Consider the following 25951-nt stretch of genomic DNA (forward strand, 5'->3'; position numbering starts at 1 on the left):
GCGATAAAAATGACTGCGCGCATTATTCAAATCGCATCGACCACGGCCATGCTTTGTGCCAGCGCCGCCTTGCTGGGCGGATGTGCCGCGGCGGTGCCCGCACTCGGCAGCGCCGCGTCGGCCGCCCTGCAAATCGTGGGCATCGGCAAGCCCGATGTACCGGACGCGCAAAAGCCGCCGCGCGATCTGGGCATCACGCTGTACGCCGCGCGCAACCTCAATGCAGCCACGGACAACAAGCCGCTCGCGTTAGTGGTGCGCCTCTATGCGCTCAAGGATCCCACGTCATTCCAGCAGGCGCCGTTCGACACGTTCACCGACCCGGCCAAGGAAAAAACCACGCTTGGCGCGGACTTGCTGAGCGTGCGCGAAATCACGCTGATTCCGGGGCAGCGTTATAACGCCACGGAAAAAGTCTCGCGTGAAGCACAGGCTTTCGGTATCGTCGCGCTCTTTAGAGATCCGGCAATGCAGCGCTGGAAATTCGCTTTCGATCCTGCGAAATCGGAAAAGTCCGGCATAATGGTTGGACTGCACAACTGTGCCATGACGGTGACGAGCGGCACGGTGATCCCGATCGATGCGGCACAAACTGCACAGCCGCTCAATCTGCTTTCGTCGGTATCGTGCGGGTAATGGCCGGACTATGATTGCTCTCTATACGCAATATAAAACGGGCCAGAAGCAACACCCTACACATGCAATAAAGCAAAACAGGCAGCAAACCGGACCTCTTCAACCAACCATCCAGTCCGCCGGCAAGAATGGCGAGACCCGATCGACGCATAACGCTGAATCATCATGAGCTATTCCTCGAAAGTGCTTTGGGGGGAAGGTCTGTTTCTCAGGCCTCAGCACTTCCAGCGGCAAGACGCCTATCACGAAGCCCGGCTCTTCGAATCGATCCAGGCGATCCAGCCATATAACTGGGGCGTGCGTTCGATCCGCATCGATCACGATTCGCTCGGCAGCAATATCCTGCGCCTGAGCGAACTCTCGCTGGTGTTCCCCGACGGCACGCTCTACTCCGCGCCGCAAGCGGACGACCTGCCGCCGCCGGTCGCGCTCGACGCGCTGCCCGAAGGCATCAACGAATTCACGTTCTATCTCGCGTTGCATCAGGTGCGCGAAAACGGCTCGAATTACGCAAGCGACCGCAATGAGGGGTTTGTCGCGCGCTATGTGAGCGAACAGGCGAGCGTGCCCGATCACTATACGGATGCGGCGCTTGCCGACGTCACCTTCCTCAAGAACAATGTGAAGCTCGTCGCGCATACCGAGCCGCGCGATCAACTGCTGTCGGTGCCGGTCGTGCGCGTGCGCCGCACGGCGTCCTCGGGTTTCGAGGCCGACGAAAGCTTCGTGCCGCCAAGCCTTGCGATCGAGGCTTCGCCGCTATTGCATCAGCGCCTGCGCCGCCTGATCGACGCCTTGCAGGCGAAAGTGAACGCGCTCTACGGTTTCCATCGCGAGCCGACCAAGAACATCATCGAATTCCGCTCGGGCGACATCGCGTCGTTCTGGCTGCTGCATACGGCCAGTGGCGCGTTCGCGACGCTTGCACATCTGTATCAGCATTCGGCGCTGCATCCTGAACGGCTTTATCAGGAGCTGCTGCGTCTCGCGGGTCAATTGCTGACGTTCTCGAAGAGCCACACGCTCGCCGATCTGCCCGCCTATCGTCACGACGATCCGGGGCCGGGCTTCGCGCGTCTGGACGCGATCCTGCGCGACTTGCTGGAGACGGTGATCTCGACGCAGTACTTCGCCATTGCGCTGGAAGAAGTGCGCGCGTCGTTCCATATCGGCCGGCTCGATTCCGGCAAGATCGACGAAAAAACCACCTTCTATCTGGCCGTGTCCGCCGACATGCAAGCCGTCGATCTGGTCGAAGCCGTGCCCGCCCGCTTCAAGGTGGGCGCGCCCGACGACGTCGACAAACTGGTGCTCTCCGCCATGCCGGGCGTGCGCCTCGTCTACACGCCGCAAGTGCCGCCGGCCATTCCGGTGCGTCCCGGCGCGTGCTATTTCGCGCTGGAATCGCGCAGCGCGCTCTATGAGCGCATGATCCAGGCGCAGTCGGCGATGGTGTATACGCCCTCGGGCATCAACGATCTCAAACTCGAACTGATTGCGGTGACGTCATGAGCAACGCGCCCTCCCTTTTCGGCGACGCACCGCCGCCGTCCCTCGCGCCGCAAATGCCCGCGAGCGACCCCGCCTATCAGGTGCGTTCGCTGCTCGATCTGCTCTACGACGGTTTCTTCATGCTGTTTCTGTTGAAGAGCGGCCGCGAGCCCGGCGAAGCCGCCGAATTCAGCGCGCGCGTGCAGCAGTTCCTCGGCGATTTCGAACGCGGCGCGAAGAAGCTCAACGCGTCCGCCGAAGATGTCTACGCGGCGAAGTTCGCATTCTGCGCGGCGGTGGACGAATCGGTGCTGTCGTCGCGATTCAGGATCCGCTCGGACTGGGAACGCCGGCCCTTGCAACTCGCGCTGTTTGGCGAGCAACTGGCGGGCGAGAAGTTCTTCCAGTACCTGGAAGACTGCCGTGCGCGCGGACCGGCGCGGCTACAATCGCTCGAAGTGTTTCACATGTGCCTGCTGCTGGGTTTCCAGGGCAAATACATGCTCGAAGGACCGGAAAAGCTCGCCTATCTCACCGCGCGCGTGGGCGACGAAATCTCGCATATCAAGGGCAAACGTGCGCCGTTCGCGCCACATTGGCCACTGCCGGATCAAGTCGCGCACCGCCTCAAGCGCGAGGTGCCGCTCTGGAGCATCGGCGCGGTGTTCGCACTCGTGGGCATTCTCGCGTGGACAGGACTCAATACCTGGCTGCGCGACAGCACGGTGCGCACGCTCGCGCCTTATACGAATATCGTGAAGCTCGGCCCGCAGTCGGCCAACCTCACGATCTCGCTGCCGTAATGGTGGGGATAGTTTGGTAAGCCAGGCGATTGGGTGAGCGCGTGCTTCCCGTGCTCCAGGCACGCTCACCCTGTTACTACGCGATCCCGTCCCGTCATCTTTGCGCGATACAGGCTCGCATCCGCAAGTTTGAGCCAGGCCGCGTGATCCATCATAGACTCGTCGCATTGCGCGACGCCGACGCTCACCGTACACGGGCATTGTCCGCCCACCTCCTTGTTTTTCTCCCGCACCGTCGCGACGAAACGCTCGGCGACCGAACGCGCTTCGGCAACCGTCGCGCCAGCCAGCACAACGCCGAACTCCTCGCCGCCATAACGCCCGATGCAATCGCTCACGCGGAAATGCTCGCGCAGTAGCATCGCAAACGCGCGCAGCACGGCGTCGCCGGCCTGATGGCCGCGCGTATCGTTGACGACCTTGAAGTGGTCGAGATCGAACAGCAGCAGCGACGACGCATAGCACGTCGCGCGGCAGCGCTCGAATTCGTCGGCGAGCAGGATTTCCCATTGCCGCCGGTTGAGCAGCCCCGTGAGACCGTCGGTGCGGCTCAGGCCTTCGAGCGTGCGAGTCTGTTCCGCGAGCTTCTTCGAAATGCGGTACGTGCTCCAGCCAAGCGCAAGCGGATAGACGATCAGAAATGGCAGACAAGCGACGATGGTGGGCATGCGCGTGTCGGGCTCGAATGCGAACCCCGGCACGAGCAACCCGGCCGCCATCCCCAGCAGATGCGCGGCCACACCGCGCAGGAACAGTTTCAGGCCGCCCGCCGCGATGTTGTCCATGCTGAGCATCACGAGGATCAGCACGCTGGGCAGCAGATTGAAGCGCATCGCGACGACCCAGAAACCGCCCATCGCCGCATCGATCATCAAATTGAAGCGCTCGCCGCGATACGGCACGACGCAGGCATGTGCGGCGCGGCGCGCCACGTGCGGCCAGATGAAACCGTGAAAGACCAGCAGCGACCATAGCACCGCGCCGCGCCCCTGCTGTGCGAACACGGAAGCCACGCAAAAGAAGCCCAGCGCGAGTCCTACCATGCGCAGGCGCCAGATGCGTTCGACGAAACGCCTGCCTTTGCCGGCCATGGGATGCGTACTGGTTTTCATGCCTGGATCGAATCCTGCCGGGTTGTGCTGATGCGTCCTGACGCATTCAGTTATTCAGCCCTGCTCATCTTGCCGCGCCCGCTGCGCGGTATGAAGGCGGGAAAGCGGCCATGGTGCCATTGCCTGCGCCATGCGTAACGGCCTTTTCATAACCCTCTTTAAAACTCTCTTTAAATCCCTTTCCAGAACATGTGGCGCGCATATGACAGCGCGATGAAACTCCCGCCAGCCGCGCGCATGGCGCCGTCTTCTTACCAACCGTTACAGACGCGACGCCACGGTTGCACCTGTACACGCATTCACTTTCTAGAATTCTTCAGACCGTTGCGCGGCAAACCGGCAAACGGTCATGCCGTTGCTTCGGGCATCGATAACCATCGCGTGGAATCTCACGCAGAACAGGAGTTCCTATGACTCGCCTCTCGCTTTCAACGCTTCTTTCAACGCTTGCCAGTGCTTGCGCCGTTGGTCTACTTTCGCTCTCGACGAGCGCCCATGCGCAGACCGCCGCTGCGGCAGCGTCCGCATCCGCGCCGGAACTGCACGCCGCCGACAAGACCTTCGTGTCGGACGGCACGCAAACCGTCGCGACCCAGCGCGACGCCGCCCGAATCGCCGACTCGCGTTCGACCGACAGCGAAGTGAAGGCCTTCGCGGAACAACTCGTCGCCGACTATTCGAAGCTTTCGGATTCGATGCGCGCCGCCAGCCCGCGTGGTGTCGATGTGCCGCGCAACGATCCCGACACCGCCGTGATCGACGGCATCAAGAACCTGCGCGGCGCCGATTTCGACAAGGCCTATATCGAACAGGTCGCGTTGGGCGGCCAGCAGAAAACGCTCTCGGCATTCCAGGCGGAAATCGCCTCGGGCCGCGACGCGGACCTCAAGAAAGCCGCCAGCGCTGGTCTTCCCGTGATCCAGGCCGATATCGCCAAGGCAAAGGAACTAGCCCAGCGCAAGCACCTCGCGGGCTGAACAGGCTGACCGAAGACGCCGATGGCGGGGCGCGGCGCCTGAACGGCCCGCGCCCGTGGCGCTTCTACTCTTCGGTATGTGCCTGCGCGGCCGTCGCGAGGCGCTCCATGCGACGGTCCGGGATGAGCCACAGCAGCGCGACAGCGACGAAGAACAGCGCGCCGATATGCGGCCAGTCCAACGCCGCCAGCACGATCCCCAGCAGATATCCGACCACCGACGCCTTGCCCTTGAGGTCGCGCCCAAGCGCACGCGCCAGCGGGCTTTGCATGCCGTGATAGCGAACCAGCGTCGCCTGTAGCACGACGTACGCGATCGCACAGAGCAGCAGATTGAAGCCGTACAGCATGGTGGGCCAGCGCCCGAAGTGGTTCTCGCCCATCCAGCCCGTGGTGAACGGCAGCAGCGAAAGCCAGAACAGCAGATGCAGATTCGCCCACAGCACCGTCCCGTTCACGCTGCGCGCGGCATGCATCATGTGATGATGGTTGTTCCAGTAAATGCCCACGTACACGAAACTGAGCACATAGCTCAGGTAAGTCGGCCAGAGCGGCGCGAGCGCCGTGATGTCCTCGCCATGCGGCACCTTGAGTTCCAGCACCATAATGGTGATGATGATGGCGAGCACGCCATCGCTGAATGCTTCGAGTCGGTTTTTGTTCATCGGCTTCGCTAGACGCTGTGGTTTTCGCACAATCGCACAATCGCACAATCGGAAAGGCAGCCGAAAGTATGGCCGAAAGCGCGTGCCGATGCCACGTAGCGCCGGACCGCAGGCCGCCGGACCGCCAAAATCCACCAAGAGGAATGGCATGGCAATCGAACCGTCCTCGCCCTCGCGTGGCGCCAACACCTGGCGTCGCATGAGGGTCTGGGATTTGCCCACGCGGCTCTTTCACTGGCTCGCCGTCGTGCTGGTCGCGATAGCGTGGCTTTCGCAGCGCATGAACTGGATGCAGTTGCACGTGCGCGCGGGCGAGACGCTGCTCGCGCTCGTGCTGTTCCGCCTGCTGTGGGGCTGCTGGGGCAGCGAGACCGCGCGCTTTTCGCGCTTCCTCGCCTCGCCGGCGGCGGCTTGGCGGCATCTGCGTCATCTGGCGCGCCGCGAGCCCGATGTCCAGGTCGGCCATAACGCGGCGGGCGGCTGGATGGTGCTGTGTCTGCTCGGGCTGCTGTTCGTCGAGACGCTAAGCGGCCTCTACGTCAACAACGATGTCGCCGATGAAGGCCCGCTTTCGGAGATCGTGCCGGCCGCCCTCGCCAACGCGATCTCGGCCATCCACGCGTATGGCTGGGACGTGCTGGCCGCAGCCGTCGTGCTGCACCTCTGCGCGCTCGCCGTTTATGCGCTCGTGAAGGGGCACAACCTCGTCGGCCCGATGGTGACGGGCACCAAGTCGCTGCCCGCCGCATCGCGCGCGCCACGGCGCGCCTCGCTCTGGCTAGCGGCGCTGCTGCTGGGCTGCTCGGCGCTGGCGACCGCGCTGCTCGCCGTGTACCTCTAGACGCGCTAACCCGCGGGCACCGTGAGAATCGGCGCCTTCTGATCCTGGTTGGCCTGCGAGAGTGCGATCAGGTTCTGCAGCACCGTGAGCGCATATTTCGAATCGAAATCGTCGTTGTCGATCCAGTAGGTCGCGCCGTGGTAGTCGATGCTGGCGTACGCATCGGCAGACGCTTTCCTGCCAACGTGCACGACGATGGTAGGCCGCGTCTCGCCGCCCACGAGATGCACCGTCGGCATGGTCGCGCCGCGCGAGACGTCGTCCTCGGGCACGGCGATCTGCGCGCCCAGATTGCTCAGAATGCCCATCAGCGAGCGCGTCACCATGTTGACCGTATGGCCGTTGCCGCCCGATGCCGGGCCATTGACCACCTGGTATTCGCGCACGACGGGCGACAGATGCAGCAGGCGGCGCACCTCGGCGAGATCGGCGGCCGATTCGGGCGGCGCGCCGTCCGCGCCAAGACTCATCGTCACGCGGCCCTGGTGATCTTTCTCGTCCTGTTTGTAGCTGACGGTTAGTTGCCCCGCCAGTTGCAGCCGACGCAGCGCGCGCAGCAATTCGAAGAATCCGGGATTGCCGTCGCTAGTCGGGCCGCCCAGCGGCGCGGCATTCTGCAAGCCGCCGATCGACTGCACCGACAGCCGCAGCAGCAGATCGACGGGCACGCCGCTATCCGCGAGCGGCAGCACCAGTTCGGTCGGCAACGGGCGGATATAGCCGGTGGCCAGCGCATCGCCCGTGGTCGGCGTGAACGTGAAGGTCGGGTGATTCGAATACGACGCCCCCACGCTCGCCTGACCGTAGCTCGTGCCCGCGTTGCGCGAGCCGCCCTCGGCCAGCGCGGCGGCGTTGGCATCGAAGGTGTACGACGCGATGATCTGGCTCACCGCCACGAACGAAGGCGAATCGCCATAGCGCAGGCCCACGATGGTCGCAAGCATTTCGCGCTTCTTGGCGTCGCCGAGCGCGCGTTCGTAATCGACCTGATCGGTGCGCAGCATATGTGGGCCGAACCCCGCACAGCCGGACATCATGAAGAGCGGACACATGGCGGCGGCAATCAGACGTCGCCGGGACAGCAAGCGGAATGAAATCATGGGAGGCATGGGAGACGGAGAGTGCGCACAGCCGTCGCCTGAAGCAAGCGCTATGCCCCGGCCTGCCACAGCTTGCGGCGCTTGGCGTAAAATCGGCGCTCTCCTCCACCCGACTCTACAAGACGCGCAGATGGCTACCTACCTCGAATTGCTCGCCGAAAAACGCGCCCTCGACGCGCGCATCGAAGCAGCGCGCGCCGAGGCGGCTCAGGAAGCCCTGGCGACCGCCCGCGCCGCCATCGCCGAATTCGGCTTCACACCCGACGATCTGTTCGGCAAGGCCAAAGCGGCAAAAGGCCCGCGGGGCAAGCGCAAGACGGCGGATGCCGCCGCCAGCGCCACCAACGGCAACTTCGACCTGTTCAGCCACTGAACCCGGTTCCGTACCGCATCCTACGACGCAAAAGGCAACAGGCCCGCGAGCCGTCAAAGCTCGCGGGCCTGTTGCCTTGTCAATCACCGCCTGCCTCAATCCCGCCTTATTGCGCGCCCAGCTTCTTGATGAGCACGTCGAGTTGCGCCAGTTCTTCTTCGTTGAGATCGGTCAGCGGCGCGCGCACCGGGCCCGCGTCGTGGCCCACCAGCCTCGCGCCCGCCTTGACGATGCTCACCGCGTAGCCCGGGCGGCGGTTGCGGATCTTCAGATACGGCAGGAAGAATTCGTCGATCAGCTTGCCGACCGTTGCGTGATCATCGGCCGCGATCGCACGGTAGAACGCCATCGCCGTCTTCGGGATGAAGTTGAATACCGCCGACGAGTACACCGGCACGCCCAGCGCCTTGTAAGCGGCCGCATAGACTTCGGCCGTGGGCAGGCCGCCCAGGTACGAGAAGCGATCGCCCAGACGGCGGCGGATCGTCACCATCGCCTCGATCTCGCCCACGCCGTCCTTGAAGCCGATCAGGTTCGGGCAACGGTCCGCGAGTTGTTCGAGCATGTCCGCGTCCAGCTTTGAATTGGCGCGGTTGTAAATGATGACGCCCATCTTCGGCACGGCCTTGCAGACCTGCTCCGCATGCGCGGCGATGCCTTCCTGCGAGGCTTCCGTGAGGTAATGCGGCATCAGCAGAATGCCCTGTGCGCCATTGCGCTCCGCTTCCTGCGCGTACTCGATGGCCACGCGCGTCGCGCCGCCCGCGCCAGCCAGAATCGGCACCTTGCCCTTGCAGGTTTCCGTCGCGGTCTTGATGACCTGCGAGTACTCGCTCTTCGTCAGCGAGAAGAACTCGCCCGTGCCGCCCGCCGCGAACAGCGCGCTCGCGCCATACGGAGCGAGCCACTCCAGGCGCCCGGCGTAGGTATCGGCGCGAAAGTTGCCCTGCGCGTCGAAGTCGGTGACGGGAAACGAAAGCAGGCCTTCCGAAACGATTTGCTTGAGCTCTTGCGGAGTGGTCATGGTGGTGATCCTTCGATGCTGTCGATTGTCTGTCGATTGATTGATGAATGTGTTCAGGCTCAGCGCACGAGGCACGGGCGCTTGTTATCGAATTTCCAGCCGGGAATCAGGTATTGCATGGCGACGGCGTCGTCGCGCGCGCCCAGGCCGTGCTGCTGATAGAGCGCGTGCGCCTTCTCCAGCTCGTCGAGATCGATCTCGATGCCGAGGCCCGGTTTCTGCGGCACCTGCACCTTGCCGCCGACGATCCGCGGCGGCTCGCACGTGAGGCGCTGGCCGTCCTGCCAGATCCAGTGCGTGTCGATCGCGGTGATCTTGCCGGGGGCGGCCGCGGCCACGTGCGTGAACATCGCCAGCGAAATATCGAAGTGATTGTTCGAGTGCGAGCCCCATGTGAGGCCCCAGTCGTTGCACATCTGCGCGACACGCACCGAGCCCTGCATGGTCCAGAAATGCGGGTCCGCGAGCGGAATGTCGACCGACTGCAACTGGATCGCGTGACCCATCTGGCGCCAGTCGGTGGCGATCATGTTGGTGGCCGTGGGCAGGCCCGTCGCGCGGCGGAATTCGGCCATCACTTCACGGCCCGAGTAGCCGTTCTCCGCGCCGCACGGGTCTTCCGCGTAGGCCAGTACGTCGTGCTTGTCGCGGCACAGGCGGATGGCTTCCGCGAGCGACCATGCGCCGTTCGGGTCGAGCGTCACGCGCGCATCGGGGAAGCGTTCGGCCAGCGCCGTGACCGCTTCCATTTCCGCGTCGCCCGCCAGCACGCCGCCCTTGAGCTTGAAATCGTCGAAGCCGTAACGCGCCTTCGCGGCTTCGGCCAGACGCACGACGGCCTCGGGCGTCATGGCCGCTTCGGTGCGCAGGCGCTCCCAGTCGTCGCGGCCATCGGCGCCGCTCGCGTACGGCAGATCCGTCCTGTTGCGATCGCCGATAAAGAACAGGTAACCCAGCATCTCCACCTCGCTGCGCTGTTGTCCTTCGCCCAGCAGGGCGGCGACGGGCACGCCCAGATGCTGGCCGAGCAGATCGAGCAGCGCGGCTTCGAGCGCGGTCACGGCGTGAATCGTCGTGCGCAGGTCGAAGGTCTGCAGGCCGCGCCCGCCCGAGTCGCGGTCGGCGAACTGCTTGCGCACCGTGTTGAGCACGGCCTGGAGATTGCCGATCGACTGGCCGACCACGAACGCGCGCGCGTCGTCGAGCGTCTTGCGGATCGTCTCGCCGCCCGGCACTTCGCCGATGCCCGTGTTGCCGGCGCTGTCGCGCAGCAGCACGACGTTGCGCGTGAAGAACGGACCGTGCGCGCCGGAAAGATTCATCAGCATGCTGTCGCGGCCCGCGACGGGCACGACGCGCAGTTCGGTCACGACGGGCGTGGCGCCCACCGTGGCGTTCGACGAGACGTTTTGTGTGGTCATGAAAGCGTTACCTGTCAGGAAGCGGCGCCAGCGGAAGTCCTGCTCCTGCGCCAGTCAGTCAATCGAATCGGTTCAAAAGAGACTCATGAGGAAGCGGCCGCGCTCTCCACAATCTCCACCCAGTTCGCGCCGTGGCCGCCCGCACAGCGCGCGGCGAGCGTGAGCGCCCCACTGCGCGCGTCGACGCGATACAGCGAGACATGCGGCGATTTTTCTCCGCACGCCACCGCGAAACGGCCCGACGGATCGAGGCGGAAACCGCGCGGCTGCGTTTCGGTATCGACAAAGCCCGCGTATTCGAGCGAGCCGTCCGGCTGCACGGCATAGGTGAGCAGGCGGCTCGTCGTGCGTTCCGAGGCATAGACGAAGCGGCCATCGGGCGAGACGTGGATGTCGGCGGCCCAGACGAGCTTCGCCAGCACGGCCGGATCGGGCTGCACGGGGTCCGACGAACCGGGGCGCGCGAAACCGTCGTTCAGATGCGCGAGATCGGCCGCGCGCGGCGACACATGGCGCAGCGTGAGTTCGCCGCTTTGCGCGTCGCGCGCCAGCGCGGCCACGGTCGCGCGGAATTCGCTCAGCACGTAAAGCGTGTTGCCGTCCGGCGACAGGCACAGATGGCGCGGCCCGAAGCCCTGGCCGAGGTCCACCGTGCCGATCTCGCGCAAACGCCCCTCGTCTTCCAGCGCGAAACAGAACACCCGATCGCTGCCGAGCGACGAGGCATAGGCGAAGCGGCCATCGGCGGACACGATCACGGCATGGGCGTTCTGGATGCCTTCGACGGTCTGCAGCGGCGCGCCCAGCCCGTTTTCGATGTCCTGCGTGCGATACAGACACACACGATGCTCGCCGTACGACGCGCCCAGCAGGAAGCGCCCGAGCGGATCGGCGCACAGATAGGCAAAGCTCGAATCGAGCGGCGCGCGGCCGAGCGTCGTCAGCGCGCCGTCGCGCGCATCGATTGCGTAGCGATACAGATGCAGATCGGTGCCGCGCGTGACCGCATAGAGATGGCGGCGGTCCGGCGCGAGCGCCATCGGCATGACGGTCGGCGCGATGGCCGTGCGCGCGCGCGGCGTGAGCGTGCCGGCGTTGGCGTCCAGATGCAGCACGTCGATCTCGCCATCATTGGCGTTCGAAACATAGACGAAGTAATGGTCTTGCATGAGTGGTGTCCTTTCGAATCGTGGGTAAAGAGCGTTAGTGTGCGCCACGATGAACGGAATCCGCTTGATCGACGAACGCGCGCCGCGACGGTTTGTTGCGCGCGAGGAACGCCGCAGCGGCGGCGATCAACGACGTCACGCCCAGGCCATACAGACCGCCCGCGATCGACCCCGTGTGCTGCTGTAGATAGCCAAAGGTGGCGGGCGCGAAGAAACCGCCCAGATTGCCGAGCGAATTGATGAGCGCGATCACGGCAGCGGCGACGCGGGCATCGAGATAGCCCTGCGGCAGCGGCCAGAACAGCGACGAAGCCGCCTTGAAGCCAATCGCCGAAAAACAGATCGCGACGAACGAGAACACCGGGTTCGCGGAAGTGGAGGCGAACAGCCCGCACGCGGCGATCACCAGCGCGAGCGCGAGCCAGCCTTGCTGAAAGCGGTACTTCGCGGACAGCAGCGCGAAGCAGTACATCGCGACGATGGCGATCATCCACGGAATCGCGTTGTAGAGCCCCACCTGAAAGTCCGAAAGACCGCCCATCTTGCGGATGATGGTGGGCAGCCAGAAGGTGGCCGCGTAGATCGTCAACTGGATGGCGAAGTAGAGGAAACAGAAGAGCACGATCTGCGGGTCGCGCAACAGACGCAGGACCGGCACATGCGCGCCCGTGGCGGCTTCGCGTTCGGCCTGCTCGCGCGCCATATAGCTTTCGAGCGCGCCCTGCTCTTCGTCGCTGAGCCAGTGCGCGTCGCGAATGCGCGACTTCAGCAGCAGCCAGCTTGCCGCACACAATGCGATGGAAAACGCGCCTTCGATCAGGAACATCCACTGCCAGCCCGCGAGGCCCAGGCCGCGCACTGACAGCAGCGCGCCCGTCACCGGCCCGGACAGCACCGAAGCAAACGCCGACCCGGCCAGAAAGATCGCCACGGCCTTGCCGCGTTCCTTCTGCGGCAGCCACTGCGCGAAGTAATAGACGACGCCCGGAAAGAAACCCGCTTCCGCGATGCCCAGCAAAAACCGCAGCAGATAGAACGAGGTGTCGTTCTGCACGAACGCCATCGCGCCCGCGACGAGCCCCCACGTGCCCATGATGCGCGTGAGCCAGGCGCGCGCGCCGAACTTCTGCATCAGCATGTTCGACGGCACTTCGAAGAGCGCGTAGCCGATGAAGAACAGCCCGCTGCCCAGACCATACGCCGCCGCCGAGAGGCCGAGATCGGCTTCCATGTGCGTGTTGGCGAAACCGACGTTCACACGGTCGATATAGTTCGCGATGAACATGATCAGAAACAGCGGCAAGACATGCCGCATGACCTTGGCACTGGCCGAATCCAGTAGCGAGTCGTAGCGGGAAGCGGAAGCGGAAGCGGAAGCGGACATCGAGGTTGTCTCCTGTCGGCACGGCGCACCGTGGTACGTTGTCTGATGACATTCTAGCCAAGTCATCGGACAACCCCAATGCAGCGTTTACCCTTCATCGGCCAATTCTCTGCCAATTCAGGCGCTCTACAACGCGGCGATTATATCGCATCGCACCCATGTTATACGATGACGTATATCATTTACCTGCGTCAGAAGAGGACATGCAGATTCCGGCGACATGCTACGGCCATCGCACAGGGTTTCGTCTATGCGGCGAGCGGCGCGCTCGGCGGCAAGTCCGCCCAGACCATGCTCACGGCCAGCATCCACGTGGCTTATGAGCAAGGCGCTCGCGGACGGCAATCCGCTGGAATTGTGGCGGCGCAAGAACGGCGAACTCGTGCGCGGATAAAACCCGACGCGCAAATGCAAATCAGCGGCCATCTGTTAACTTCGGCCGCTGATTTTTTATGTGCTGCGCCTTAAGCGGTTTCGCCTGCGGCCGTCGCCGCGCGGCGCAAGCGCTCGCGGCTGCTCGACAGATGCATGCGCATCGCGGCGCGCGCGCCTTCGGGATCGTGACGCGCAATGGCTTCGAAGATGCTCTCGTGCTCGCGATTGACGAGTTCGGCGTAGGCCGACGGATCGCTGTGCGCGATGCCGGCCGAGTCGATGCGATGACGCGGAATCAGCGCCGCGCCCATCTGCGTGAGGATATCGACGAAATAGCGGTTGCCCGTGGCGCGCGCCACGGAGACATGAAATTGCAGGTCCGCGCCCGCGCTGTCACCGCCCGCGCGCGTGGCCGCCGGGATCGCATCGAGCGCCGCGCGGATATGCGCGAGATCGCGCTCGCCCGCGCGCTGCGCGGCAAGACCCGCGCATTCGGTTTCAAGGCTGATGCGCAATTCGAGTACGGCAAGCAGATCGTTGAGCGTGCTCGCGGGCACGACGTCGAGACCGAGCGGCTCGCGGCGCGGCTCCAGCACGAAGCTGCCGATGCCGTGGCGTGTCTCGATCACGGACATCGCCTGCAGGCGTGAAATGGCTTCGCGCACCACGGTGCGGCTCACGCCCAGCAGGGTCATGAGACTGCTTTCGGTCGGCAGTTTGTCGCCAGGCTTGAGTACGCGCGACGCGATCTGCTCATTGACGTAGCTGACGACGTGTTCGGCGAGATTGCGATTGCGGGGCGGACGGTTGAGCATGGGCGCGGCGAGCAGATCGGCCATCGTCCTCTCCTTGGTATGCGGATTTCGCATCATTATACGTCGTCGGACAACCGCGTGAGCGTACCGCCAAGGCTCAGGCATTTATGGGCTTGTACGGGCGTTCGCTCGCACGGCAAAGTCATCGGACAACCCGGTTTGGCACGAGCATGTAACGCAGCCCCGCACGCGCTCGCGGCAGTGGCCAATTAATTCGGACTCCACGACAATCGATAACGATCGTTTAAACGCCAATTATCTTTGCGTTAGCAAACGTCTGTTTTCAATGGATAAATGTAAAGAAACGGCATGACTGACTTGCACACATTCATCGCGACGGTTTGTGTTTTTACCCATAATCTGCCGCAGAGGATGCGCGCCGGACTGCTTTATCTGTCACCCCACAACCGCACGACACCTCAACTGATATCGAATCGCAAAGCGTTTGTGTTGGCTTCACCACCATCCGCAACGAGGGAATCATTGAGAAATCGCATCGTCCGCGTAGTCATCAGCGCCCTTGCGCTTGCGCTGCCCGGCGCCCTGCCCCATGCGGCGCCGCCCGACGAGCGCGCGCCCGACACGATGCAGGCGCGTGTGATGGGTTGCGCCGCGTGCCACGGCGCGCACGGCGAAGGCACCGACAACGACTACTTCCCGCGCCTCGCCGGCAAGCCGGCGGGCTATCTCTACAACCAGCTGATCGCGTTTCGTGACGGTGGCCGCAGCTATCCGCCGATGAACTATCTGCTCGCGTATCTGCCCGACGCCTATCTCAAGCAGATCGCCGATTTCTTCGCGCAGCAGCACCCGCCCTATCCGCCGCCGGCCACGCCCAAGGTCGATGCGGCCATGCTCGCGCTCGGCAAATCGCTCGTGACGAACGGCGCGCCCGAGCGTAACGTGCCCGCCTGCGCGGCCTGCCACGGCGCGTCGCTCACCGGTATGCAGCCCGCGATTCCCGGCCTGTTGGGCCTGCACGCGGAGTACGTCAGCGCGCAACTGGGCGCGTTCCGCTACGGCACGCGCCGCGCCGCCAGCCCGGACTGCATGCACGACATCGCCTCGCACCTGGCCGAACGCGACATCACGGCCATCGCCGCCTGGCTTGCCGCGCAGCCCGCGCCCGCCGATCCGACGCCTTCCGCGCCCGCGCCGCTGCCGCTCGCGTGCGGCAGCGTCCCCCACTAGCCGAGGCCTCGACGTGCGAAAACTTCGATCCCTCACCGCCCTCATTGCCCTCGTCTTTGCGCCGCTGGCCGTAGGCGGCGCCATCGCGCTAAGCGCGCACGCGCAGAGCGCCGCGCCCTCGGCCAACGCCGCCGATGCGGCAAGCGCCGCCGCAGCCGCCGCGACCGCCAACGCAAAACCCACGGCGCCGGGCGCCATGCAGATCGTCCGCGGCGAATACCTCGCGCGCGCGGGCGACTGCATCGCCTGCCATACGGTGCCGTCGCAACCGATGTTCGGCGGCGGCCGGCCAATGGAAACGCCGTTCGGCACGCTCTATACGCCGAATATCTCCTCGGACAAGACGTTCGGCATTGGCGCCTGGAGCGCCGACGAGTTTTACCGCATGCTGCACGAAGGCAAATCGCGCGACGGCACGCTGCTTTACCCCGCGATGCCGTTCGCCTCGTACACGAAAGTCACGCGCGCCGACTCCGATGCGATCTACGCCTATCTGATGTCGACGTCGCCCGTGCATCAGCCCAATCGCGCCCATACGCTGCGGTTTCCGTATAACCAGCGCTCGCTGCTGCTCGGCTGGCGCGCGCTGTTCTTCCGCGCGGGCGAATTCAAACCCGATCCGAAGCAATCGGTGGAATGGAATCGCGGCGCGTACCTGGTCGAAGGGCTCGGGCACTGTACGATGTGTCATACGGAGATCAACGCGCTGGGCGGCAATTCCGCGTCGAAGGAATTCCAGGGCGGCCTGATTCCGCTGCAGAACTGGTACGCACCCTCGCTCACCTCGAACAAGGAAGCGGGACTGGGCGACTGGAGCATCGACGATATCGTCGATCTGCTGCACGCGGGCGTGTCGAATCGCGGCGCCGTGTACGGGCCGATGGCCGAAGTCGTCTACGACAGCTTCCAGTACCTCACCGAAGACGACGTGCGCGCAGTGGCGGTTTATCTGAAGTCGCTGCCGGGGCATTCGAACGAAGTCGATAAATCGCCCAAGAGCCAGTTCGTGAACGAAGAAGCGAATCGTCTCGCGCCGCTCGGCAAGAAGATTTACGAGGCGCAATGCGCCGTCTGCCACGCGACGCAAGGCCAGGGCAAGCTGCCGCATTTCCCGCCGCTGGCGAACAACCAGTCGATCCAGATGAATTCGGCGGTGAACCCTATCCGCATGGTGCTCAACGGCGGCTACGCGCCGGGCACGAAAAAGAATCCGATGCCCTACGGCATGCCGCCGTTCGCGCAATCGCTCTCCGACGAGGAAGTGGCCGCCGTGGTCACCTATATCCGCACGGCGTGGGGCAATCATGGCGCGCCGGTGTCGGTAAAGGAAGTCAATGCGCTGCGCTCCGCGCCGCTATTCTGAAACGAGCCGAACCGCGCTGAAACAAAGAGGCCGCGATGATCGAAACATCCGTTCCCGAGCAACCGGGCGAGCGTCCGCAACACGAGCAGGTCGACGAGATCGTGCGCCGGGGGCCCAGCGGCGCGCTCGCGCTCGCGAGCATCGCCACCGCTATCGTGGCGGCGCTCTGGTTCGCGTTTTACTTTCTCGTGTTCCTGCCTCGCGGCGTGATCCACTAATCCCTGACCTGCGCGAACCGCCCACATGTCCACGCATCCAACCGATCCTCACAGCAGCGCCGAAGTCGCCGCGCGCGTGGAGCGCCGCTGGGCCACGCTCATGGTGGCGCTCGTCCTAGTGCTGGTGGCGATGGTGATTTTCACGGGCCTGCACTGGGCCATGATGCCGCCGTCGCGCGTCGAAACCATCAACCCGGAAACGCTGCACGTGTCGGGCGAATTCGTCGAAACCAACCTTGGCAGCGCGCTCGAACCGGACGGCTCCGTCACGGTGCGCGTACTCGCGCAGCAGTACTCGTTCACGCCGCAATGCATCGTCGTGCCCGCCGGCGTGCCCATCACGTTCCGCGCCACCAGCGCCGACGTCGTGCACGGCTTTCTCGTCACCGACACCAACCTCAATTCGATGGTCGAACCGGGCTACGTCTCCACGTTTCGCACCACCTTCGCCCAGCCCGGCGATCATCTGATGCCTTGCCACGAGTATTGCGGCGCCGGCCACCAGGGCATGTGGGCGCATGTGAAAGTCGTCGATCGCGATGCCTTCATGCAGATGGCGGCGCTGCCGGAGAACCATTCGGGGAGACTGAGCTGTGTTAAATAACAAGCGACTCGTGCTCGCCCATTTCTGGCTCGCGTTCGTGCTGTTCGGCGTGGCGCTGCTGCTCGGCGCGTGGCAGATGCTCGTGCGCAGCCCGCTGCACCCATGGCTTAAGGACCCCGAACTATATTACCGGTCGGTCACCGAACACGGCACGGTAATGGGCTACGCTTTCCCCACGCTCATCGCCATGGGCTTCGGTTACGCGGTGAGCGAACTCGCGCTCAAGCGCCCGCTCGTGGGCGTGCGCTTCGCGTGGCTCGGCTTCATTCTGCTTGCGCTGGGCGCAGTGACGGCGTCGGTGCCGGTCGCGCTCGGCCGCGCATCCGTGCTCTACACCTTCTATCCGCCGATGATCGGCAATGTGTTCTATTACATCGGCGTGGTGCTCGTGGTGGTCGGCTCGTGGGTCTGGGTCGCGCTAATGAGCGTGAATCTGGCCGCCTGGAAGCGCGACAATCGCGGCAAGCCCGTGCCGCTCGCCATGTTCGCCACCACGGCGGGCGCGTATCTGTGGGGCTGGACCGCGGTGGGCGCGGCCATCGAGGTGCTGTTCCAGATCCTGCCGGTCGCGCTGGGCTGGCGCAACACCATCGATGCGGGCCTCGCGCGCGTGTTCTTCTCGTGGACGCTGCACGCGATCGTCTATTTCTGGCTCATGCCCGCGTATATCGCCTACTACACGATCATTCCGCGGGCGATCGGCGGACGGCTCTATAGCGATTCGATGGCGCGCATCTCGTTCATCCTGTTCCTCGTGGTGGCGATGCCGATCGGCCTGCACCATCTTTTCACCGATCCCCAGGTGGGCTCGGGCTTCAAGTTCCTGCAATCGGTGTTCACGGCGCTGGTGGCGGTGCCCACCTTGCTCACGGTCTTCACGATCTGCGCATCGGTCGAAATCGCCGGACGGCTGCGCGGCGGCAAGGGCACGTTCGGCTGGATCGCGAAGCTGCCCTGGCATAACCCGCAAATGCTCGCGCTCGCGTTTTCGTTCGTGATGCTGGGCTTCGGCGGCGCGGGCGGCCTCATCAACATGAGCTACCAGCTCGATCAGCCGATCCACAACACGCAATGGGTCACGGGCCATTTTCACCTGATCTATGGCGGCGCGATCGTCATCATGTACTTCGCCATCGCCTACGATCTGTGGCCGCAACTCACGGGCCGCGCGCTCACCAACTGGCGGCTCATGCGCTGGCAGTTATGGCTGTGGTTCATCGGCATGATCGTCACGACGTTCCCGTGGCACCTGGTCGGCATTCTCGGCATGCCGCGCCGCATGGCCTACTTCGATTACAGCGATCCCGCGCTCGCGGCCCAGGCAAGTCTCGTGACGCTTTCGGCGATTGGCGGGCTGATCCTCGTGATATCCGCCGTGCTGTTTTTCGTGGTGCTGCTGCAAGGCCATCGCAGCGCGGCACAGCCCGCCGAGGACTACCGCTTCAGCACGCCAGTGCATGAATCGCCCACGCTGCCCGTGGCCCTCAACAGCTTCGCGTTGTGGATCGTGCTGATGGTCGCGCTCACTGTCGCGAACTACGGCTACCCGATCGCGCAACTGCTCGCGACGCCGGACACGGCCGTGCCCGCGATTCCGATCGGAGCGCCGCGATGAGCGACGAACGCCTGTTCTCGTTACGCAACGTCTGGTTTCGCGCGAGCGTCGGCGCGACCCTCCTCGTGCTCGTGGTATCGGCGTTGATCGGCTTCGTGTGGCTGCCTTCCGCGCAGACCGACCCGCAATTCCAGGGCCTCTGGAACGCGATCTGTAGCGCCGCGGGCGTGCCGCGCCAGTGGTATCAGGCAAGCGCGACCGTCTCGCCCGGCTACAAGATCAGCACGGTCGAACTCGCACCGCACATGCTCGACGATGCGACGACTCTCTCGATCGGGCGCGGCGCGACGCTCTCGCTGCGCTGTACGATGTGTCACGGCCCGCGCGGCATGAGCGACGCGAATTCGCCGAATCTCGCGGGACAATATGCGAGCGTGGTCTACAAGGAACTGCTCGATTTCCAGAGCGGCGCGCGGCAAAGCGCCGTGATGTCGCCGATGGCACAGAATCTTTCGGATCAGGACATGCGCGATCTGGCGGCGTATTACGCATCGCTGGCGCCGTTCGCGCATCTGCACGGCGATCCGCCCGAGATCGTTGCGCACGGCGCGCCGCTGCGCAATATTCCCGTCTGCGCGGCGTGCCACGGCGGGGTGGACAGCAAGGTCGGCAGCCCCTGGCTCGACGGCCTGCCGGCCGCCTATACCAAGGCGCAACTCGCGGCGTTTGCAAACGGTACGCGCCACAACGACATTTCCGGGCAGATGCGCAATATCGCGCGCAACATGAGCGCCGAGGAAATCGACGCGGCCGCCGCGTGGTATGCAGGCGGCACGACGGGCGGCGCGAATCCGCAGTAAATCCGCGCAGTCAATCCGTTCACCGAATCCAGCAGAGGAAATCCCATTTCCCCTCGCGCGCGGCACGCCGCTTGCGCGCCCCATTCCCCCCATCGAGGAGAGACATCATGCAAAAGACGGCAAGCGCCAAATGGCATGGCGGCATCAAGGACGGCCAGGGCAGCATCTCGACCCAGACCGGTGTACTGCGCGACGCACCGTATGGATTCGCCTCGCGTTTCGAAGGCGGCCCCGGCACCAATCCGGAAGAACTGATCGGCGCCGCCCATGCGGGCTGCTTCACGATGGCGTTCTCGCTGTTCCTCACGGAAGCGGGCTTTAAAGCCGACAGCATCGAAACGAAATCGACGGTCACGCTGGAAAAAGTGGGCGAAGGCTTTTCGATCACGGCCTGCCAGCTCGACATGACCGCAACGATCCCCGGTATCGATCAGGCGACTTTCGAGAAGCTGGCGACAGGTGCAAAGGAAAACTGCCCGGTGTCGAAGCTGTTCGCCAACAACGCAAAAATCACGTTGAACGCGAAGCTCGCAGGCTAAATCGATCCTTGCAGTCACGCGGCGGACTGGCCGTGCTCGCGCGCGCCAGTCTGGCCGCTTTGGTGGAGAAGCCGTCATGGCCATTCCTCATGCCGCGCCGGGCGAGGTCTTCGACATCCGCCCGCTTGGCACCGCGCTCAAGAACGCGAAAACGATCACGCTGATCCGCGCGTCACAGCTTGAGGTCATACGTATGGTGCTGCCCGCGGGCAAGCGGGTGCCCGAGCATCGCGCGCCCGGCGAAATCACCGTGTTGTGCGTCGAAGGCGTGATCCGCTTTTTCATCGACGGCGACGCTCGCACGATGCATGCGGGCGACATGCTGCTGCTCAATACCGGCGAGGCGCACGCCCTGGAAGCGCTCGACGACGCCTCCATCATCGTGACGATTCATCTCGCCCACTCGAATCAATAAGGTACCAAGCGGGTTGGCCCATCACCGGTTGGGCTGCAACTGCCCCCAGCTCACGAGAATGGCCTGAATGCTGCGCGCGTAGGCATCGCGCTCGCCCGGCGATTCCGAGTGATAGGCGCCAATCGCGCGCCACGTATTGCCATAGCGCACCATCTTCTGTTTCAGAAGCCACGCGGCCACGAAAATATTCACGCACGGATCGGTCAGCGCGCGATGCGGAATACCTTGACGCGCCAGTTCCGGAAAATGAATCGAATTGATCTGCGCCTGGCCGACGTCGATCGAACCGTTGGTATTGCGATTGACCGCAGCCGCATCGCCCTTCGATTCACGCCACGCCACCGCGCGCAACACGAGCGGATTCACGCCCTGATAGGCGCCCGCTTTTTCAAAACAGTCATTTTCGGACGCAGCAGCCTGCGCCGATGAGACACCGAAAGCCGCCGCCGCAACGGCCAGCACGACGAGAGCGCCCATGCGCGCGCGCCGCGCGACGCGAGACTTGTTTTCGGACATCGCCCAGACCTCCTGGTTTAGTGCGCCAAGGCGACGTCGAGCTGATGCTCGATGTCCTTGAGGTAGCTGCGCGACGCATCGGACACCACGAGTCGCGCCGTCGGGCCGACGGGGCGCGAATCGTGCTGGCGCAGTTTCTTCTTATGCGAAGACGGGCGCGGTGCGGGCCCATCGTCGTCTTCGCTGTCCGTGGGCGGCAGCATGGCTAGCGTGGGCAGCGGCGGATAAACCTTGTCCGTGGCGGGCGATGCGGAAAAACCGGTCGAGGCCTGCAGGCCCGCGCCGGCCGCGTCCTGCCCCGCCCAGGCCGCCGTGGCGGTTGCGCAAAGGAGCCACGCGGCGCCCGCAAAAGCGATCATGCGCATCTCGTCAGCCTCCCGTTTGCAGCGGCTCGATCGACACGCTGTACGTCTGGTTCGCGCCGGCCGTGAGGTTTTCCAGTACCGGCTTATTGGTCTGACGCGCCGGCACGCCCTTCCAGATGGCCTCGTTGATGTAGCGAAGATCCTGGCCGAGCGCGGTCACGCGGATCAGCGCCGGGCGCTTTTGCGCGGCGGCCAGCGCGCCCGCCTTGGCAAGCACGGCGCTCAGTTGCGGATCGCGCGCGCCGAGCGCGTCGGCGGGAATATCGAAGCGCAGGATCGCATTCGAAACAGCGGCTTTGCCAGCCTGCGCCGAATCGGCCGGATGCAATTGCGCGCAGCCTGTCACGGCAAGTACGGCGAGTAAGAAGACAACGCGCTTCACGTCCCAATCTCCAGAGTTGCATGGCTACATGCGCGTTTTCGGCCATTTTTCGGCCGACTTGATAGCCAGCCTGCAAACGTTTGCCAAAAAGAAAAAACTCGCTCGCGATGCGCGGGCCTGGGAAACGATGCTGCGCGGGGAGTGCCGGTCCGTGCAGAGAACTGCTTCGTCAACCGGCTCAGCGTGACTGTGGCAAAGAAGCAAAATTTGTCTAATGAAAACGCAACGACCCGCGCCGTGATGGCGCGGGCCGTCGTCGTTCAGCCAATCAGCGGATAACGCTCAGTTTGATGCCGGCGGATCGTCGTTCAGCGTCTTCAGGAAGGCCTCGATATCGCGGATCTCGTCGGCGGTCATCGCGGGCTTGTCGCCAAACTTGCGATCGAACGGCGCATCGGTCACGTCCACGTTCTTCTGGAATTGCGCCGGAATATCGTCGTATTTGTCGATCTTGCCGTCGGCGCCGTGCGGATAGAACTTGCCCGGATCCGTATTGCGCTCGTTATAGAACGCCATCACCTGATCGAGGTTGTGATAGAGGCCGTTATGGAAAAACACCGTGCGCGTGCTCGTGTTGCGCAGCGTCGGCGTGAGGAACATGCCGCAATATTGCGTCTGGTCCTTGAAGTCCGCGCGGAACGGCCCGCACACGCCCAGATCGAAGAACTTCGCATCCTGATTCTGCGCGAGCTTGCGATTACGCGGCACGCCCAGCGCTTCGTACTGGTAATCGGTGAACATCGGCGGCAGACCGTCCTTGCCCGGCTTCGACAAGTGGCAGCCAGCGCAATTCGCCTTGTCCGGATCGTTGAAGAGGCGCAGGCCGTGCAACTCGGCCTGACTCAGATGCGCGCGGCCTTCGAGCCAGCGGTCGTATTTGCTGTTATACGGATGGAACGACGGGTCTTCCACCTGATAGCGCGAGATCGCGAACATCGCTTCGGACACGGCGAGCCTGGGATCGTCGAAGATTCGTGCTCCGAACAATTCATTGAAGTGCTTCGCGTAGGGCGCTTTCTTGAGCTTGCCCGCCACCGAGTCGATGCTCGTGTTGGCCATTTCAACCGGATTGAGCAGCGGGCCATAGGCCTGTTGCTGCAGCGTATCGGCGCGGCCGTCCCAGAACAGGCCGCCCTGCGGCACCATTTCCACCGAGGTCGAGGCGCCGCCAGCGGTCTTCTGCGACTTCACGACATTGGCCGATGCGGTGGCCTGCTGCGCGACCGTGGGCGCGTCGTCGTTCTCGCCCGAATCGGGGCCGATGCTGAAGTTCGGCTGGCGATACAGGTACATCAGCGAAGGCGGCGGACGGTAGCCTTGCTGCGTCATCGCGAGACCGCCCTTTTGCACATCGAGACCGTTGGGCGGCCCATAGGCGTGAGCGGGGCTATGGCACGATGCGCACGACTGCTGGCCCGACGCCGAAAGCGTCGGGTCGAAAAAGAGCTGCTTGCCGAGCTGCGCCATCGCCGAAAGCGGCGCTGCGGGCGGGCGCTGCAGCACGACCGGATGCGGATTCGCGCCGGTCAGATTCTCGACGATCTCGCCCACCTGCTCGGGCACGCTGGCGGGAAACGCCGCGGCATAGGCACAAAAGCCCAGCGCGGCGAGCACCACGGCCGCGGCGGCGCGCAGCACGAGGCGCGCGGGCTTCGCGGCGTCGCGCGGCTTGGGAGAGGACGGAGTGGGCGATGCGGAAAGCTCGGACATGAAGCGTTCTTCCTGGCGGGACAAAAATGCCGAAAGCCGTGGGCGCCCGGCGTTGACCGGTGGCGCTCGACACGGCGTCGGGCTCTACCTGCGCCGGTTCGCGATGCCTGAACCGGCCTGAAAAACGGCGAAAACCCGGCGCGAGGACCGGGTTCGCGCACGCTTCGGGTCACATCGATCGAAGCGCGCGGAGCCGGAACTCGCGCCGGGCAGCAATCACATCGCCGGTGCGGAGCTCAACTGCGTGCCGAGCGTGCCGTCGAGGTACAGCGGCGTCGTGTTGGCCGTGCCGGTGAGGTTGAGCAGGCCGCGCATGTCGCCCGCCGTGGCGTCGAACGAACCGCCGCCCAGACGCGCACCGCCGAGCCAGTTGTCTTCGATGAAGCGCACCACCGAAGCCTGGTCGATGAACGTGTGATCGACGTAGTTCGTCTTTGCCCACGGCGAGATCACGACGAACGGGATACGCGTGCCCGGACCGCAACGGCCGTTGACCGGCGCGCCCGCCACACCCGTCGGCTGCGTGCCCGAGCCGCACACGCCGTTGCCGTTGAGCTGGTCGACGGACGCCATCGACGAGCGAACCGGCGCCATGTACTGGTGGTCGTACCAGCCGTCCGAATCGTCATAGGTCACGACGACAGCGGTGTTCTTCCAGTCCGGCTGTTGCATCAGGAAGTTCACGACCTTCGTGACGAATGCCTGCTCGTCGAGCGGGTCCGAGTAGCCAGCGTGCGCGTCCTGGGCGGCCGGAGCCTTCAGGAAGTTCACCGACGGGAAATTGCCGGCCTTCACGGCAGCAAAGAAGTCGTCCGTGTCGTACTGGTGGTTTGCCGGTTCAGCCGTCTTGCCATCGGTTTCGAGGCTCGAACCGATCGCGGCCGTCGAGCTCGGACGCGTGTGCAGCGGGTTCGACGTCGACTTGAAGTACTGGAACCAGTTGTGGTGCGGAACGTAGTCGGCCGTGGCCGCGTTCACCGCCGTCGCGATCGTGCTGCGCTTGCAGCCCGTCGTGCCGTTCGCGTTCGTCGTCTGCAGGTTGAAGCCGCCCATGAAGCCGCCCCACGTGATCTTCTGGCCGTTAAGCAGATCGCCGATATTCAGCGCATTGATCATGCCCGTATCGGTCGTGCTGGAGCACGTGTCATAGCCCGGATCGACGTCGTTGGTCAGGGTAAGGCCGCCCGCGCCATCCTCAACGAAGTACGAACCTGAATTGGCGAGCGTGCCCGCCGTCTTCGATGTGTTCACGATCTCGAAGCCGTTTGTCTGCCCCCCGACAACTTCAAGCGCGCCAGGCGTCGACGGGCCATAGGTCGCCGTCCACGCGTTGTCGCTCATCGCGTACTTCTGCGCGTAGTTCCACAGCGCCGTGACGGTGTTGCCATCGTAGTAGCCCATCACCTGGCCCTTCGTGCCGAAGGCACCCGCGCCGCCGCTCGTGGCACTACCCGTGTACTTCGGGAACAGGTCGAGCGCGCCGTTGTCGCCGGCTTGCTGCTCGGCCGTGTAGTTGTGGTTCTGGTCGGCGGTGGCGGCCTGCGAACGGTCCAGACGGAAGGGGTTGGCTGCGCCCGTGCCGTTGTTCGTGTTCGTGAAGTTCGGGTTCGACGTGAGCAGCGAACCCGACAGACCGTTGACGCCAGGCGTGCCCGAAGCGGCCGAGAAAGCCGGCTCGCCCGACGGATTCGTCGAGCTCGGGTAGGTGGCGAAGTAGTGGTCGAACGAGACGTTCTCACCATAGATCACCACGAGATGCTTGATCGGCGTGGCGGTCGTGAGAGCGTCTTGCGCGGACACCGCCGCGGCAGCCGACGACCCATTGTTCGAGTTGCTGCTGCCGCACGCGAACAGTGCTGCGGCAAGGCCAGCGCACGGCACGGCGAGTAAGGCTCGGCGATACATGTTGTTGGGCTCCATCGATTCTTCGAGTTGGTTTTAGAGTCCTGGACGCGTCAAAAAGACGTGGGGGCTGCCTTCAGGATTGAGCGCGCTTCAGGTAATGCGCCAGACATCAGGGCGAGCGAATTACAACATCCGAACATGAC

At 64.2% G+C, this 25951-nt stretch carries 28 protein-coding genes; 15 read left to right on the forward strand and 13 right to left on the reverse strand.

The window, feature by feature from the left end:
• Positions 1–9 precede the first annotated feature (9 nt).
• The 3 genes from tssJ to icmH all read left to right on the forward strand — a co-directional run bounded on the left by tssJ (position 10) and on the right by icmH (position 2930).
• On the forward strand, positions 10–636 hold the full coding sequence (gene tssJ, locus B0G62_RS12140; RefSeq protein WP_103704451.1) for a type VI secretion system lipoprotein TssJ: 627 nt from the start codon (positions 10–12) through the stop codon (positions 634–636).
• 165 nt (positions 637–801) lie between these two features.
• Positions 802–2148, forward strand: a complete 1347-nt coding sequence (gene tssK, locus B0G62_RS12145; protein WP_103704452.1) for a type VI secretion system baseplate subunit TssK — start codon at positions 802–804, stop codon at positions 2146–2148.
• Positions 2145–2930, forward strand: coding sequence for a type IVB secretion system protein IcmH/DotU (gene icmH, locus B0G62_RS12150; protein ID WP_103704453.1), 786 nt, complete (start codon positions 2145–2147; stop codon positions 2928–2930). The genes tssK and icmH overlap by 4 nt, the downstream gene beginning before the upstream one ends.
• Positions 2931–2995: 65 nt before the next feature.
• Here icmH and B0G62_RS12155 read toward each other — a convergent pair whose 3' ends face one another.
• Positions 2996–4042: a diguanylate cyclase gene (locus B0G62_RS12155; RefSeq protein ID WP_244193205.1), complete on the reverse strand. Its 1047-nt coding sequence runs from the start codon at positions 4040–4042 to the stop codon at positions 2996–2998.
• A 410-nt stretch (positions 4043–4452) separates the two neighbouring features.
• Between B0G62_RS12155 and B0G62_RS12160 the strand changes: the two genes are divergently transcribed.
• The gene (locus tag B0G62_RS12160; RefSeq protein ID WP_103704455.1) at positions 4453–5019 is read left to right on the forward strand and encodes a DUF4142 domain-containing protein; all 567 of its coding nucleotides are present in this window, start codon (positions 4453–4455) and stop codon (positions 5017–5019) included.
• A gap of 64 nt (positions 5020–5083) precedes the next feature.
• Here the strand turns inward: B0G62_RS12160 and B0G62_RS12165 are convergent, their stop codons facing one another.
• Complete coding sequence (locus tag B0G62_RS12165; protein ID WP_103704456.1) at positions 5084–5683, reverse strand: TMEM175 family protein; 600 nt, start codon at positions 5681–5683, stop codon at positions 5084–5086.
• A gap of 148 nt (positions 5684–5831) precedes the next feature.
• Between B0G62_RS12165 and B0G62_RS12170 the strand changes: the two genes are divergently transcribed.
• Entirely contained in the window at positions 5832–6524 is a 693-nt protein-coding gene (locus B0G62_RS12170) for a cytochrome b/b6 domain-containing protein (RefSeq protein WP_244193206.1), read from the forward strand.
• A 5-nt stretch (positions 6525–6529) separates the two neighbouring features.
• Here B0G62_RS12170 and B0G62_RS12175 read toward each other — a convergent pair whose 3' ends face one another.
• Positions 6530–7606: a hypothetical protein gene (locus B0G62_RS12175; RefSeq protein WP_407671159.1), complete on the reverse strand. Its 1077-nt coding sequence runs from the start codon at positions 7604–7606 to the stop codon at positions 6530–6532.
• Positions 7607–7754: 148 nt separating this feature from the next.
• On the opposite strand from B0G62_RS12175, the gene B0G62_RS12180 reads away from it, so the two are divergent.
• Entirely contained in the window at positions 7755–7997 is a 243-nt protein-coding gene (locus tag B0G62_RS12180) for an H-NS family nucleoid-associated regulatory protein (RefSeq protein ID WP_103704458.1), read from the forward strand.
• Between the two features lie 106 nt (positions 7998–8103).
• Here B0G62_RS12180 and kdgD read toward each other — a convergent pair whose 3' ends face one another.
• From kdgD to B0G62_RS12200, 4 genes are all read right to left on the reverse strand, one after another.
• Positions 8104–9021, reverse strand: a complete 918-nt coding sequence (gene kdgD, locus B0G62_RS12185) for a 5-dehydro-4-deoxyglucarate dehydratase (protein ID WP_103704459.1) — start codon at positions 9019–9021, stop codon at positions 8104–8106.
• Between the two features lie 59 nt (positions 9022–9080).
• On the reverse strand, positions 9081–10442 hold the full coding sequence (gene gudD, locus B0G62_RS12190) for a glucarate dehydratase (RefSeq protein ID WP_103704460.1): 1362 nt from the start codon (positions 10440–10442) through the stop codon (positions 9081–9083).
• A gap of 83 nt (positions 10443–10525) precedes the next feature.
• Positions 10526–11611 (reverse strand): lactonase family protein, encoded by a 1086-nt coding sequence (locus B0G62_RS12195; RefSeq protein WP_103704461.1) that lies wholly within the window; start codon positions 11609–11611, stop codon positions 10526–10528.
• A gap of 34 nt (positions 11612–11645) precedes the next feature.
• Positions 11646–12995, reverse strand: a complete 1350-nt coding sequence (locus B0G62_RS12200; protein ID WP_103704462.1) for an MFS transporter — start codon at positions 12993–12995, stop codon at positions 11646–11648.
• A 78-nt stretch (positions 12996–13073) separates the two neighbouring features.
• Between B0G62_RS12200 and B0G62_RS31220 the strand changes: the two genes are divergently transcribed.
• Positions 13074–13463 carry a hypothetical protein gene (locus tag B0G62_RS31220; protein WP_146055263.1) on the forward strand — a complete coding sequence of 130 codons (390 nt, stop codon included), beginning with the start codon at positions 13074–13076 and terminating at the stop codon, positions 13461–13463.
• On the opposite strand, the gene B0G62_RS12205 is transcribed toward B0G62_RS31220, so the two are convergent.
• On the reverse strand, positions 13460–14209 hold the full coding sequence (locus B0G62_RS12205; protein ID WP_181315576.1) for a FadR/GntR family transcriptional regulator: 750 nt from the start codon (positions 14207–14209) through the stop codon (positions 13460–13462). The genes B0G62_RS31220 and B0G62_RS12205 overlap by 4 nt on opposite strands.
• A gap of 561 nt (positions 14210–14770) precedes the next feature.
• Between B0G62_RS12205 and B0G62_RS12210 the strand changes: the two genes are divergently transcribed.
• The 8 genes from B0G62_RS12210 (at position 14771) to B0G62_RS12245 (ending at position 20930) form a co-directional block, all read left to right on the forward strand.
• Entirely contained in the window at positions 14771–15376 is a 606-nt protein-coding gene (locus B0G62_RS12210; RefSeq protein WP_103704698.1) for a c-type cytochrome, read from the forward strand.
• A gap of 82 nt (positions 15377–15458) precedes the next feature.
• Positions 15459–16739, forward strand: coding sequence for a c-type cytochrome (locus tag B0G62_RS12215; RefSeq protein ID WP_407671160.1), 1281 nt, complete (start codon positions 15459–15461; stop codon positions 16737–16739).
• A 35-nt stretch (positions 16740–16774) separates the two neighbouring features.
• Positions 16775–16957 carry a hypothetical protein gene (locus B0G62_RS12220; RefSeq protein ID WP_103704464.1) on the forward strand — a complete coding sequence of 61 codons (183 nt, stop codon included), beginning with the start codon at positions 16775–16777 and terminating at the stop codon, positions 16955–16957.
• A 25-nt stretch (positions 16958–16982) separates the two neighbouring features.
• The gene (locus B0G62_RS12225) at positions 16983–17561 is read left to right on the forward strand and encodes a cupredoxin domain-containing protein (RefSeq protein ID WP_103704700.1); all 579 of its coding nucleotides are present in this window, start codon (positions 16983–16985) and stop codon (positions 17559–17561) included.
• The gene (locus tag B0G62_RS12230) at positions 17551–19176 is read left to right on the forward strand and encodes a b(o/a)3-type cytochrome-c oxidase subunit 1 (protein ID WP_103704465.1); all 1626 of its coding nucleotides are present in this window, start codon (positions 17551–17553) and stop codon (positions 19174–19176) included. The genes B0G62_RS12225 and B0G62_RS12230 overlap by 11 nt, the downstream gene beginning before the upstream one ends.
• The gene (locus B0G62_RS12235; RefSeq protein ID WP_103704466.1) at positions 19173–19976 is read left to right on the forward strand and encodes a c-type cytochrome; all 804 of its coding nucleotides are present in this window, start codon (positions 19173–19175) and stop codon (positions 19974–19976) included. The genes B0G62_RS12230 and B0G62_RS12235 overlap by 4 nt, the downstream gene beginning before the upstream one ends.
• Before the next feature lie 107 nt (positions 19977–20083).
• Complete coding sequence (locus B0G62_RS12240; RefSeq protein WP_103704467.1) at positions 20084–20515, forward strand: OsmC family protein; 432 nt, start codon at positions 20084–20086, stop codon at positions 20513–20515.
• 76 nt (positions 20516–20591) lie between these two features.
• Positions 20592–20930 carry a cupin domain-containing protein gene (locus B0G62_RS12245; RefSeq protein ID WP_103704468.1) on the forward strand — a complete coding sequence of 113 codons (339 nt, stop codon included), beginning with the start codon at positions 20592–20594 and terminating at the stop codon, positions 20928–20930.
• 21 nt (positions 20931–20951) lie between these two features.
• Here B0G62_RS12245 and B0G62_RS12250 read toward each other — a convergent pair whose 3' ends face one another.
• From B0G62_RS12250 to B0G62_RS12270, 5 genes are all read right to left on the reverse strand, one after another.
• A complete protein-coding gene (locus tag B0G62_RS12250) occupies positions 20952–21407 on the reverse strand; it encodes a lytic transglycosylase domain-containing protein (RefSeq protein ID WP_407671161.1) in 456 nt (151 codons plus the stop codon).
• Between the two features lie 56 nt (positions 21408–21463).
• Entirely contained in the window at positions 21464–21805 is a 342-nt protein-coding gene (locus tag B0G62_RS12255; RefSeq protein WP_322789232.1) for a hypothetical protein, read from the reverse strand.
• Positions 21806–21815: 10 nt separating this feature from the next.
• Entirely contained in the window at positions 21816–22193 is a 378-nt protein-coding gene (locus B0G62_RS12260; RefSeq protein ID WP_103704471.1) for a hypothetical protein, read from the reverse strand.
• 282 nt (positions 22194–22475) lie between these two features.
• Positions 22476–23903, reverse strand: coding sequence for a cytochrome-c peroxidase (locus tag B0G62_RS12265; RefSeq protein WP_103704472.1), 1428 nt, complete (start codon positions 23901–23903; stop codon positions 22476–22478).
• A 216-nt stretch (positions 23904–24119) separates the two neighbouring features.
• Positions 24120–25808 (reverse strand): phospholipase C, encoded by a 1689-nt coding sequence (locus tag B0G62_RS12270; RefSeq protein WP_103704701.1) that lies wholly within the window; start codon positions 25806–25808, stop codon positions 24120–24122.
• Positions 25809–25951 lie beyond the last annotated feature (143 nt).

The organism is Paraburkholderia eburnea (assembly GCF_002917095.1).
In the GTDB taxonomy this organism is placed as follows: Bacteria; Pseudomonadota; Gammaproteobacteria; order Burkholderiales; family Burkholderiaceae; genus Paraburkholderia; species Paraburkholderia eburnea.